10 protein-coding genes are annotated in these 11,495 nt (G+C 65.5%); 5 read left to right on the forward strand and 5 right to left on the reverse strand.

The genetic code is table 11. From position 1 onward, the window contains the following. The first annotated feature begins 9 nt into the window (after positions 1–9). A complete protein-coding gene (gene mgtE, locus ACVIW0_RS18800) occupies positions 10–1,380 on the forward strand; it encodes a magnesium transporter (RefSeq protein ID WP_461353660.1) in 1,371 nt (456 codons plus the stop codon). Positions 1,381–1,579: 199 nt separating this feature from the next. Here mgtE and mazG read toward each other — a convergent pair whose 3' ends face one another. Further along, positions 1,580–2,395, reverse strand: coding sequence for a nucleoside triphosphate pyrophosphohydrolase (mazG, locus tag ACVIW0_RS18805; protein ID WP_461353661.1), 816 nt, complete (start codon positions 2,393–2,395; stop codon positions 1,580–1,582). 127 nt (positions 2,396–2,522) lie between these two features. Between mazG and queC the strand changes: the two genes are divergently transcribed. Continuing rightward, complete coding sequence (gene queC / locus ACVIW0_RS18810; RefSeq protein WP_461353662.1) at positions 2,523–3,242, forward strand: 7-cyano-7-deazaguanine synthase QueC; 720 nt, start codon at positions 2,523–2,525, stop codon at positions 3,240–3,242. Between the two features lie 154 nt (positions 3,243–3,396). Here queC and ACVIW0_RS18815 read toward each other — a convergent pair whose 3' ends face one another. From ACVIW0_RS18815 to ACVIW0_RS18830, 4 genes are all read right to left on the reverse strand, one after another. Beyond that, positions 3,397–3,774: a nitrile hydratase accessory protein gene (locus tag ACVIW0_RS18815; RefSeq protein WP_461353663.1), complete on the reverse strand. Its 378-nt coding sequence runs from the start codon at positions 3,772–3,774 to the stop codon at positions 3,397–3,399. Next, complete coding sequence (gene nthB / locus ACVIW0_RS18820) at positions 3,774–4,433, reverse strand: nitrile hydratase subunit beta (protein WP_461353664.1); 660 nt, start codon at positions 4,431–4,433, stop codon at positions 3,774–3,776. Before nthB ends, ACVIW0_RS18815 begins: the two co-directional genes overlap by 1 nt. Beyond that, on the reverse strand, positions 4,430–5,059 hold the full coding sequence (gene nthA, locus ACVIW0_RS18825; RefSeq protein ID WP_461353665.1) for a nitrile hydratase subunit alpha: 630 nt from the start codon (positions 5,057–5,059) through the stop codon (positions 4,430–4,432). Before nthA ends, nthB begins: the two co-directional genes overlap by 4 nt. Before the next feature lie 101 nt (positions 5,060–5,160). Then, positions 5,161–6,408, reverse strand: coding sequence for a DUF763 domain-containing protein (locus tag ACVIW0_RS18830; RefSeq protein ID WP_461353666.1), 1,248 nt, complete (start codon positions 6,406–6,408; stop codon positions 5,161–5,163). Positions 6,409–6,797: 389 nt separating this feature from the next. Between ACVIW0_RS18830 and ACVIW0_RS18835 the strand changes: the two genes are divergently transcribed. From ACVIW0_RS18835 to ACVIW0_RS18845, 3 genes are read left to right on the forward strand one after another with little or no spacing between them, the layout of a single operon-like run. Beyond that, positions 6,798–7,817, forward strand: coding sequence for a TRAP transporter substrate-binding protein (locus tag ACVIW0_RS18835; protein ID WP_461353667.1), 1,020 nt, complete (start codon positions 6,798–6,800; stop codon positions 7,815–7,817). Between the two features lie 38 nt (positions 7,818–7,855). Further along, a complete protein-coding gene (locus ACVIW0_RS18840) occupies positions 7,856–9,742 on the forward strand; it encodes a TRAP transporter large permease (RefSeq protein ID WP_461353668.1) in 1,887 nt (628 codons plus the stop codon). Between the two features lie 24 nt (positions 9,743–9,766). Beyond that, positions 9,767–11,416, forward strand: coding sequence for an acyl-CoA synthetase (locus ACVIW0_RS18845; protein WP_461353669.1), 1,650 nt, complete (start codon positions 9,767–9,769; stop codon positions 11,414–11,416). The last annotated feature ends 79 nt before the right edge of the window (positions 11,417–11,495 follow it).

Here is an 11,495-nt window from a genome sequence, read left to right on the forward strand (position 1 = left end):
GGCCGATCGATGCAGGACACCAGCGAAACCATCACCCACGACACGCTCGCCGGCCAGCACGGTGATCTCGCCCACGCCCGGGCGCCCGACATCGTCGACGCACTCAATGCCAGGGAGCCGGAGGAGGCCGCGCAGCTGCTGCGATCGCTGCCGTCAGAGAAGGCGATCGAGGTGCTCGACCTGCCCGGGCTCGACAACACCTGCGAGATCCTGGCCGAGCTGCCGATCGACACCGCGGTGTCGCTGCTGTCGGGCGTCTCCGACGACCGCGCCGCCGACATCTTCAAGGAGCTGGTCGAGCCGCTGCGCACCACGCTGCTGAACGGCCTCAATCCGGAAACCCGCAACGTCATTTCGGGGCTCTTGGCCTATCCCGAGCGCAGCGCCGGCAGCATCATGACGACCGAGTTCGTCAGCGTGCCCTCGACCTGGACCATTGCCGAGGTGCTGCATCACATCCGGATGGTCGAGCGCACACGCGAGACCGTCTACTCGATCTTCGTCATCGACCCGGTCAAGAAGACCCTGATCCAGGCCGTGCCGCTGCGCCGCCTGATCTCGGCTGATCCGCATGCCAATGTGCTGACCGCGGCGCCGGCGCGCAAGCCACTGATGATCGCGCCGGAGGCCGACCGCATGGAGGCGGCGCGGCTGATCTCGCGCTACGATCTGCTCGCCGTTGCGGTCGTCGACGGCCCCGGCCATATCCTCGGCATCGTGACGGTCGACGACGTCATCGACGCCATCGTCGAGGAATCGACCGAGGACGCCCAGAAGTTCGGCGGCATGGAAGCGATCGACGAGCCTTACTTGCGGATCGGTTTCGGCGAGATGATCAAGAAGCGCGCCGGCTGGCTGTGTGCCCTGTTCCTGTCGGAAATGCTGACCGCGACCGCAATGCAGTCGTACCAGAGCGAGCTCGAGAAGGCGATCGTGCTGACGCTGTTCATCCCGCTGATCATGAGCTCCGGCGGCAATTCCGGCTCGCAGGCGACCTCGCTGCTGATCCGCTCGCTGGCGCTGCACGAGGTGCGGCTGCGCGACTGGTGGCGGGTCGCGGTGCGCGAACTGCCGACCGGCATCGTGCTCGGCGCCATCCTCGGCCTGATCGGCATCATCAGGATCACGCTCTGGCAGACGCTCGGCCTGTTCGACTACGGCCCGCATTGGGTGCTTGTCGCCGCGACCGTCGGCGCCGCGCTGGTCGGCATCGTCACCTTCGGCTCGCTGTGCGGCTCGATGCTGCCCTTCATCCTCAAGCGCATCGGCTTCGACCCCGCCAGCGCGTCGGCGCCGTTCGTCGCGACGCTGGTCGACGTGACGGGGCTCGTGATCTATTTCGGTGTTGCCGCGGTGATCCTGCACGGGACGCTGTTGTAGGCGGAGGTGGCGCGATTTGAGGCGACCGCGTCCACAAACTCACTGTCGTCCCGGCGAAGGCCGGGACCCATAACCACCGGCCGTCGTTATTGCGCTCGATCGCAGTTCCGTGCGTCCGTCGATCACTCGCGCGGGACTGATACCTCAACCAACCGCTAGATCACGCGGTATGGTCCCGGCCTTCGCCGGGACGACGGCTTCATTTGTCGCGCTTCGCCTCGTTCCACAACACGTCCATCTCCTCGAGCGTCGCGTCGTCGAGCGAGCGGCCCTTCGCGGCGAGCGCTCTCTCGATATAGGCAAACCGCCGCTCGAACTTGGCGTTGGTCGCGCGCAGCGCTGTTTCCGGATCGGCATCGACGTGGCGGGCGAGGTTGACCAGCGCGAACATCAGATCGCCGGTCTCTTCCGCGATCTCGGCCTTGTCGTTGCGCTCCAGCGCGGCCTCGATCTCGTCGGCTTCCTCGCGGATCTTGGCAAGCACCGCGCGCGGATCGTTCCAGTCGAAGCCGACGGTCGACGCCTTGCGCTGCAATTCCACCGCACGCGTCAGGGCAGGGAGGCCGGCTTTCACGCTCGCAAGCAAGGATGCGTGCGCGGTGTCCTCGGGCGGCCGCCGCGCCGCGCGCTCGGCCTTCTCCTCGGCCTTGATGCGCTCCCAGGCGCTCTTGACGCCGGCAGGCTGGATGTTGCCGTCCCTGTCGGCAAACACATGCGGGTGACGGCGGATCAATTTCCTGGTGATCGCCTCGACCACATCGCCGAACGCAAACGCGTTCTGCTCTTCGGCCATCTGCGCGTGATAGACCACCTGCAGCAGTAGATCGCCAAGCTCCTCGCGCAGATCGTCGAGATCGCCGCGCGTGATCGCATCCGCGACCTCATAGGCTTCCTCGATCGTGTAGGGCGCAATCGTCTGGAAATCCTGCTCTAGGTCCCATGGGCAGCCGGTCACCGGCGTGCGCAGCGCAGCCATGATCTCGATCAGGCGGGAAATGTCGCGGGAAGGGGTCATGGGACACCAGACTGTGAGAGTAGACGTCTTATGCCAAATCGCCGCTGTCGATCCCAGCAAAACGCGCCGGAATCGCGGCGCTGTCCACCGATTGGCCGTGGCGCCAAGGAGTGCTAAGCCCCGTTCCATGACCGATCAAAGCAATTCCGACACGGCGCTGGTGCTGTTTTCCGGCGGCCAGGATTCCACCACCTGTCTGGCCTGGGCGTTGTCGCGCTTTGCCCGCGTCGAGATGCTCGGCTTCTCCTACGGCCAGCGCCATGCCGTCGAACTCGACTGCCGTGACCAATTGCTGGCCGGAATCAAGCACGCGCGTCCCGACTGGGCGGCGAAGCTTGGCGACAGCCATACGCTGGATATCCCGACCTTGTCCGACATCTCGGACACCGCGCTGACCCGCGACGTCGCCATCGAAATGGGCGCGGACGGTCTGCCCAACACCTTCGTGCCGGGCCGCAACCTCGTGTTCCTCACCTTCGCCGCGGCGCTGGCCTACCGGCGCGGCATCCGCCACATCATCGGCGGCATGTGCGAGACCGACTACTCCGGCTATCCGGATTGCCGCGACGAGACCATCAAGGCGTTGCGGTCGGCGCTCAACCTCGGCATGGCCAAGGATTTCGAGCTGCACACGCCGCTGATGTGGCTCGACAAGGCCGCGACCTGGCGGCTCGCGCACGAACTCGGCGGGGCAGGGCTGGTCGACCTGATCCGCGAGCACTCCCACACCTGCTATCTCGGCGAACGCGGCGCGCAGCACGATTGGGGCTACGGCTGCGGCGAATGCCCGGCGTGCAGCCTGCGGGCCAAGGGTTGGCGGGAGTACGTCGCGCAGAGCAATCACTGAGTTGCCAGACGGCAATCCCATTTGTCCGTCATTCCGGGGCACGCGAAGCGAGAGCCCGGAATCTATTGATCCACGAACTATGCGGCCTGATGGATTCCGGGCTCGCGCCAAGAGGCGCGCCCCGGAATGACCAAAGGGAGAGAGGACTACGCCGCTACTCGAAATCCGCCGCCGTCAGGACGATCGGTTGGCCGTGCGGGGTGCGGTCGGCGGCGTGGTCCCAGGCGTCACGGTAGCGATGCAGCGTCTCTTGCGTCGTGACGCCTTTGGCGGCGACGAGATGCTCGAGGGTTGCCAGCCAATGCTGGTAGTAGGTCTCGCCGGTGTCGGGATCGCCGGCGTCCTGCGCGCGCTTGATCTGGTCGGCGAGCGCAGCGGCCCATTCGGGCCAGGTGAACACGCCGCGGTCATGCAGCGTCAGCGCCATCGCGAACGCCTGCGCTTCCCAGGGCGCGCGGAACACCGGGCCGTCCTGATCGCGGGGAATGCTGGACACGGCGCTGGTCGCGCGCGCGGCGGCGCCGGCATCCATCACACCGCCTCCAGATACGGCTCGAACGCGTCGATCGAGACCTTGATGGTCGGATCGGAGTCCGGTCCCCATAGCTCGCGCCCGTCGAACACGACGGTGTAGAGCCATTGCGGATGCTCGCCCGCATCGTTCGCCACCGTGTCTGGGAACACGTGACAGCCGTGATCGCGCTCGACGATGCCGACATGACCGCGCACATAACGCGGCAGCCGCGTATGCGTGGCGGGGTGGATGTTCTTCGCCCGCACCCGGTCACCGGCCTTGAACTTCGCCGGTCCGGGCGCGGTGCGGCCGAACTTGCCGCGCACCATGATGCGCTCGACGTCGGCGATGGAGAACTTGCCGTGCTTGAGCGATTTCGCCGGCGCCACCGAATGTCCGGCCGCGACGTCGTCCTTGGAGATGAAGCCCTTGTCGAGCAGCAGCGCTTCCAGCCCAAGCAACCATTTCTTGTAATAGGAGCTCGACAGATAGACCTGCGGGGGCAGGGTCTCGCGATAGAAGCGGGAGGTGTCGATGTTGAAGGCGCCGGCCGCGCCCATCGCGCGGACCATGGCGAGCACGCGCGATTCCCATTCTTCATGGAACATCGGCTCGTTCGGCTCGGGCTCGACCTTGCCGAACCCGTCCATGCCGCCCATGTCGTGGACGCCGTTCACGACGGGGCTCCCGGCGTCTTCGGGAATCCGGTGCCGATCATCGAATCGCGCGTCACGAGTTCGGCGAGTTGCTCTTCGCTCCAGCCCTCGGTTCCTGCGGGCCGCATCGGCAGCACCAGGAAGCGCGTCTCCGCGGTCGAATCCCACACGCGAATTTCGGTGTCCTTGGGCAGGCTGACGCCGAAATCGGCGAGCACGCCGCGCGGATCCTTGACCGCGCGCGAGCGGTACGGCGAGGCCTTGTACCAGACCGGCGGCAGTCCGAGCATTTCCCAGGGGTAACAGGAGCACAAGGTGCAGACGACCATGTTGTGGCGGCCAGGCGTATTCTCGATCGCGACCAGGTGGTCGCCGACCCGGCTGACATGGCCGAGGGTGCCGACCGCCTTGGAGGCATCCTCGAGCAGCGCCTGCTTGAAGGCGGGATCGCTCCAGGCCTTGGCGACGACCCGGGCGCCGTTGTGCGGGCCGATCTTGGTCTCATAGGCCTGCACGATGGCGTCGAGCGCGGCAGCCTCGACATAGCCCTTTTCGGTCAGGATCGATTCCAGCGCGCGGACGCGCAGTTCGGTCTCCGACAGTTCGGAATGGTCGTGATCGTGGTGGTGATGATCATGTTCGCTCATGCCCACAGGATAGGCGAAACCGCCGTGCCATGTCGAGGCAAGCCATACACATCAATGCGAGCTGGGAGGTATGCGCGGTTGACCGTGTGATGATCGCGGCTCTATCGCTTGCTGATGCCGTCGCGGCCGGCGAGGTCAGCCTCCCAGCCGAACACCGAGCGTCCGTCGAGGCTTGGCGAACGCGCGCGCTCATTGGCCACGAACGCATCGAAGGACGGACCGGTCGCGGTTCGTTCCAGCCTGCGGGCCTGGTCATCGAGCCGCTTCAAGGCCTGCAACTCCTCGTCGCGGCCGAGCTTCGCCTGCTGCACCGCCGATTTGAGCACGCCGATGGTCTCGTCATAGACCTTGATCGGCACCGGAAACGGATGACGGTCCTTGCCGCCATGCGCGAGCGAGAAGCGCGCCGGATCGCGGAAACGATACGGCGTCCCGTGCACGACCTCGGCGACCATCGCAAGCGACTCCACGGTGCGGGCGCCGACACCTGGCGTCAGCAGCAGCTCGGGGAAGTCGAGCGGGCCGCGCTCGGCGGCGGCGGCGAGGGTGCCGTGCAGGCGACGGATGAAGACATCGCTGGAGCGGACGTCGTGATGCGCGGGCATGATCAGATGCAGGAGATCGCCCTGCGCCTCCACCTTCTCGGTCAGCTCGGCATATTCCCGCGCGATCCCGTCAGGACCGAGCCCGGCAAGCAAATCGAGCTGGGCTTGACGCGAGCCGTCGGCACGGTGGTCGGTCAGATTGACGATCTCACCCTGCGATGGGCCGTCGATCGCGCTGTGCGGCTCGTCGACGAAGCTGCGCAGGCCCTCGGAATGCCAGTGATAGCGCCGGGCCTGCCGCTTGCTGTCGCTCATGCCTTGCTGGACCACGGTCCATTTGCCATCCGCGGTGACGAAGAAGCCATGCAGATAGAGCTCGAAGCCGTCCTGGACCGCGGCGCTGTCAACCTTGGCGACCAGACGGCTGGCGCGGGTGAGGGCAACGCCGTCGAAGCCGGTCCGCTCGCCCAGCGCCGTCAGTTCGTCCGGCGTGCGCCGGGAATGCTTGCCGCGGCCGCCGCAGACGTAGATGCCGAGCTCGTCCTGCATTGGCGTCAGCCCGCGCTTGAGCGCGCCGATCACGCTTGTGGTGATTCCAGACGAATGCCAGTCCATGCCCATCACGGCGCCGAACGACTGGAACCAGAACGGATGCGAGAGCCGCTGCAGGAACGCGTCACGACCGTAATGATGGACCACGGCCTGGGCGATGATCGCGCCCAGCGTGGCCATGCGCTGCGCCAGCCACGGCGGCACGCGGCCACCATGGAGAGGCAGATCAGCGCTGCCGGTACGTCGGGCCATCGGTCTGCAAGCCTCGCCATGGCGTCGTTGAGTCGGGGGACGACTATCAGGCAAAGCCGCGCGCCTCGGCGTCAAGTGTCCCAGACCTCCAAATCCACAATTCGCATAAGGTATATTATGGAATATTTATATCTACAATTAGATCAGATATTTAGTTGGAAATCTTCGCGTAGGACCGCAGCTTGGCGCCCGACGACTGCTGGTTCGGCCGGTGCACGCAGCACCAGCGATCCGCGCGCGCTCCGTCTCGTCAGAAAGCCGATATTGCCGCGGCGTGCGGACGCTGCAATAAGCCCCGCTGTGCAGAGATCGCTGGTGACCCTGCGGCATCAGGTCCGTATAGGATGGCATCTCAGAACAACAACAAGCCTCTCAAGGGAGCAACACCAATGAGCTTTTCACGACGCACGCTGCTGAAGGTCTCCGCCGCTTCCGCCGTCCTGGGCGGAATTGGCGCGCCGTATGTCGCGCGCGCCCAGTCGGCCGAGTTCTCCTACAAGTTCGCCAACAACCTGCCGGAGTCGCATCCGTTCGTGGCGCGGGCCCGGGAAATGGCGGCTGCGATCAAGACCGAAACCAATGGCCGGTTTGACCTCCAGGTGTTCCCCAACAGCCAGCTCGGTTCCGATACCGATATGCTGAGCCAGGTGCGCTCCGGCGGCGTCGAGTTCTTCACGCTGTCCGGCCTGATCCTGGCGACCCTGGTACCGGCCGCCTCGATCAACGGCATCGGTTTCGCGTTCCCCGATTATCCCACGGTCTGGAAGGCCATGGACGGCGAGCTCGGCGGCTATGTGCGCGGCGAGATCAACAAGGCCGGCCTCGAGGTCATGGACAAGATCTGGGACAACGGCTTCCGCCAGACCACGTCGTCCACCAAGCCGATCACCGGTCCCGACGATCTCAAGGGCTTCAAGATCCGCGTGCCGGTGTCGCCGCTGTGGACCTCGATGTTCAAGGCGTTCGATGCCTCGCCCGCCTCGATCAATTTCAGCGAGGTCTATTCGGCGCTGCAGACCAAGATCGTCGAGGGCCAGGAAAACCCGCTGGCGCTGATCTCGGCCGCGAAGCTGTACGAGGTGCAGAAGTACTGCTCGATGACCAACCACATGTGGGACGGTTTTTGGTTCCTGATGAACCGCAGGGCCTGGGCGGCACTGCCGGACGATATCAAGACCATCGTCGCCAAGAACGTCAACGCCGCCGCCGTCAAGGAGCGCGAGGACACCGAGAAGCTCAACGCCACCGTGAAGCAGGAGCTCACCGGCAAGGGCCTCGTGTTCAACCAGCCCGAGGTCGGGCCGTTCCGCGACAAGCTGCGCGCCGCCGGCTTCTACGCCGAGTGGAAGGGCAAGTACGGCGAGAAGGCCTGGGATCTGCTCGAGAAGTCCGTCGGCAAACTGTCCTGATCAATCACGCGGGAGGCTTTGCCAGCGGGAGATTTGCTATGGCTCATGTCGAGATGACGCCGGCCGTGGCCGGCGAGGCGGCGTCACAGCCCCCTCGCCGCCGCTCCACTATCGGTTCCATCGAGGCCGCACTGGGGCTTCTGGTGGAAATCCCCGCGGCGATCCTCGTGGTCGCCGAGGTCGTCATCCTGTTCGCCGGCGTGGTGTCGCGCTACGTGCTGCATGCGCCGCTGATCTGGTCCGACGAGCTGGCCTCGATCCTGTTCCTGTGGCTTGCCATGCTGGGCTCGGCGGTCGCATTCCGCCGTGGCGAGCACATGCGGATGACGGCGCTGGTCGCGAGCGCCGGACCGCGGCTGTGGGCCTATCTCGACGTGGTTGCGACCTGCGCCGCGCTGGCGTTCCTGATCCTGATCGTGCGGCCGGCCTATGAATACGCCTACGAGGAAAGCTTCATCACCACGCCGGCGCTGCAGATCTCCAACACCTGGCGTGCAGCGGCGCTGCCGGTCGGCACCTGCCTGATGGGGCTGTTCGCGCTGCTGCGGCTGGCGCGGGTCGGCGACTTCAAGACCTTCCTGGTGGCGGCGCTCACCGTGGCGGCGCTGATCGGCGTGTTCTGGCTGGCGCAACCGATGCTGCGACCGCTCGGCAACCTCAATTTGATCATCTTCTTCGTCGGTGTGGTCGGCTTCTGCGTGTTCGCCGGGGTGCCGATCGGCTTCGCCTTCGGCATGGCGATCTTCGGCTATCTGGCGCTGACGACGCGGACGCCGCTGATGGTGCTGGTCGGTCGGATGGACGAGGGCATGAGCCACCTGATCCTGCTGTCGGTGCCGCTGTTCGTCTTCCTCGGCCTCCTGATCGAGATGACCGGCATGGCGCGCGCGATGGTGGCATTCCTGGCGAGCCTGCTCGGACATGTCCGCGGCGGCCTGCATTACGTGCTGGTCGGCGCCATGTATCTGGTTTCCGGCATCTCCGGGTCGAAGGCCGCCGACATGGCCGCCGTCGCGCCGGTGCTGTTCCCGGAAATGAAGCAGCGCGGCGCCAGACCGGGCGACCTGGTCGCCCTGCTCGCCGCGACCGGCGCGCAGACCGAAACCATTCCGCCGAGCCTGGTGCTGATCACGATCGGCTCGGTCACCGGCGTCTCGATCTCGGCGCTGTTCACCGGCGGCCTGTTGCCGGGCGTGGTGCTGGCGATCACGCTGTCGGCGCTGGTGTGGTGGCGCTACCGCGGCGAGGATCTCAGCCACGTGCAGCGCGCCTCCGGCAGCGAGATCGGCAAGGCGCTGGTGTTCGCCCTGCCCGCATTGGCGCTGCCGTTCGTGATCCGCTACGCCGTGGTCGAAGGCATCGCAACCGCCACCGAAGTCTCGACCATCGGCATCGTCTACGCCTTCGTCATCGGCCTGTTGATCTACCGCCAGTTCAACTGGCGGCGGCTGCTGCCGATGCTGATTGACACCGCCTGCCTGTCGGGCGCGATCCTGTTCATCATCGGCACCGCCACTGGCATGGCCTGGGGCCTGACCCAGTCCGGCTTCTCGCGGGCGCTGGCGGCGTCGATGGCCGGGCTGCCCGGCGGCTCGGCGACCTTCATCGCGGTCTCGATCCTTGCTTTCGTGATCCTCGGCAGCGTGCTCGAGGGCATCCCGGCGATCGTGCTGTTCGGGCCGCTGCTATTTCCGATTGCGCGCCAGGTCGGCGTCCACGAGGTGCACTACGCCATGATCATCATCCTGGCGATGGGCATCGGACTGTTCGCGCCGCCGTTCGGCGTCGGTTATTATGCCGCCTGCGCCATCGGGCGCGTCGATCCGGCCGAGGGCATCCGGCCGATCTGGGGTTACATGCTGGCGCTGTTGATCGGCCTGATCATCGTCGCCATCTTCCCCTGGATATCGATCGGATTCCTTTGAGAACCTAGCGGATTGGATAGAGCCATGAGTGCAGCTCAAAACCAGTACTCGATCGGGCTGGACAAGACATCAGCCAACTACGTGCCGCTCTCGCCGCTGAGCTTCCTGGCGCGCTCGGCGGCGGTCTATCCCGACCATCTCAGTGCGGTCTATGAAGGCCGCAGCTTCACCTGGAAACAGACTTACCAGCGCTGCAAGCGCTTTGCGTCTTATCTCGCGGGCCACGGCATCGGCCATGGCGACACCGTCGCGGCGATGCTGCCGAACATCCCGGCGATGAACGAACTGCATTTCGCGGTGCCGATGACCGGCGCGGTGCTGAACGCGCTCAATATCCGCCTCGATGCGGCGTCGATCGCGTTCCAGCTCGACCATGGCGGCGCCAAGATCATCCTCGTCGATCCCGAATTCTCCGGCGTGATCGCTGAAGCCTTGACGCAGATGAAAGGCGCAAAACCGCTCGTGATCGACGTCGACGATGCGGCGTTTACCGGCGGCAAACGGATCGGCGAAATCGAATATGAGGCGGCGGTCGCGGCAGGCGATCCGGCCTTCGTGGAGCGGCCGCCGGCCGACGAATGGAATGCGATCGCACTGAGCTACACGTCGGGGACGACCGGCAATCCGAAGGGCGTGGTGACCCATCACCGCGGCGCCTATCTCAACGCCGTCAGCAACATCCTCGCCGGCAATCTCGGCCAGCATCCGGTCTATCTCTGGACGCTGCCGATGTTCCACTGCAACGGCTGGTGCTTCCCCTGGACCATTGCAGCGACCGCCGGCGTCAATGTCTGCCTGCGCAAAGTCGATCCGGCCAAGATCTTCGAATTGATCCCGAAGCACGGCGTCACCCACATGTGCGGCGCGCCGATCGTCTACAACACGCTGATCAACGCGCCTGACGCGCCGAAGACCGGCAAGGCCAGGCACGTCGTCGGTCTGATCGCGGGTGCCGCGCCGCCGGTTGCGGTGCTCGAAGGCGCCGAGCGCATCGGCATCAAGCTGACCCATGTCTACGGGCTGACCGAGGTCTACGGCCCCGCCTCCGTTTGCGCCGAGCAACCCGGCTGGGACCAGCTGCCGGCGGATGCGCGCGCGCAGCTGAAGCGGCGCCAGGGCGTGTCCTATCCGCTGCAGGAAGCCGTCACGGTGCTGGATCCCGAGACCATGCGCGAGGTGCCGCGCGACGGCGAGACCATCGGCGAGGTCATGTTCCGCGGCAACATCGTAATGAAGGGCTATTTGAAGAACGAGAAGGCGACCCAGGAAGCCTTCGCCGGCGGCTGGTTTCACACCGGCGATCTCGGCGTGCTTGACGAGCACGGCTACGTCATCATCAAGGACCGCTCCAAGGACATCATCATCTCCGGCGGCGAGAACGTCTCGTCGGTCGAGGTCGAAGATATCCTCTACAAGCACCCGGCGGTGCTGTTCGCGGCGGTGGTGGCAAAACCCGACCCGAAATGGGGCGAAGTGCCGTGCGCCTTCATCGAGCTGAAGGACGGCGCCAAGGCGACCGAGGCCGAGATCATCGCCTATTGCCGCGAGCACATGTCGGGTTTCAAGACGCCGAAGTCGGTGGTGTTCGGCGTGATCCCGAAGACATCCACGGGCAAGATCCAGAAGTTCCTGCTGCGCAATCAGGTCGGTTCGGCCAAGGCGATCTCGGTCTGACAGCGGCGCATACTCGCTGGCGTCCCGGGCTTGACCCGGGACCCATAACAAAGAATACCGATTGTATTGCAAAGCTGGA

It is taken from the genome of Bradyrhizobium sp. USDA 4454 (assembly GCF_054822705.1).

Excerpts from the sequence above, each read along its gene's own strand:
- mgtE (WP_461353660.1), top strand. The coding sequence starts at position 10 with ATGCAGGACACCAGCGAAACCATCACCCACGACACGCTCGCCGGCCAG.
- mazG (WP_461353661.1), bottom strand. The coding sequence starts at position 2,395 with ATGACCCCTTCCCGCGACATTTCCCGCCTGATCGAGATCATGGCTGCG.
- queC (WP_461353662.1), top strand. The coding sequence starts at position 2,523 with ATGACCGATCAAAGCAATTCCGACACGGCGCTGGTGCTGTTTTCCGGC.
- ACVIW0_RS18815 (WP_461353663.1), bottom strand. The coding sequence starts at position 3,774 with ATGGATGCCGGCGCCGCCGCGCGCGCGACCAGCGCCGTGTCCAGCATT.
- nthA (WP_461353665.1), bottom strand. The coding sequence starts at position 5,059 with ATGAGCGAACATGATCATCACCACCACGATCACGACCATTCCGAACTG.
- ACVIW0_RS18830 (WP_461353666.1), bottom strand. The coding sequence starts at position 6,408 with ATGGCCCGACGTACCGGCAGCGCTGATCTGCCTCTCCATGGTGGCCGC.
- ACVIW0_RS18835 (WP_461353667.1), top strand. The coding sequence starts at position 6,798 with ATGAGCTTTTCACGACGCACGCTGCTGAAGGTCTCCGCCGCTTCCGCC.
- ACVIW0_RS18840 (WP_461353668.1), top strand. The coding sequence starts at position 7,856 with ATGGCTCATGTCGAGATGACGCCGGCCGTGGCCGGCGAGGCGGCGTCA.
- ACVIW0_RS18845 (WP_461353669.1), top strand. The coding sequence starts at position 9,767 with ATGAGTGCAGCTCAAAACCAGTACTCGATCGGGCTGGACAAGACATCA.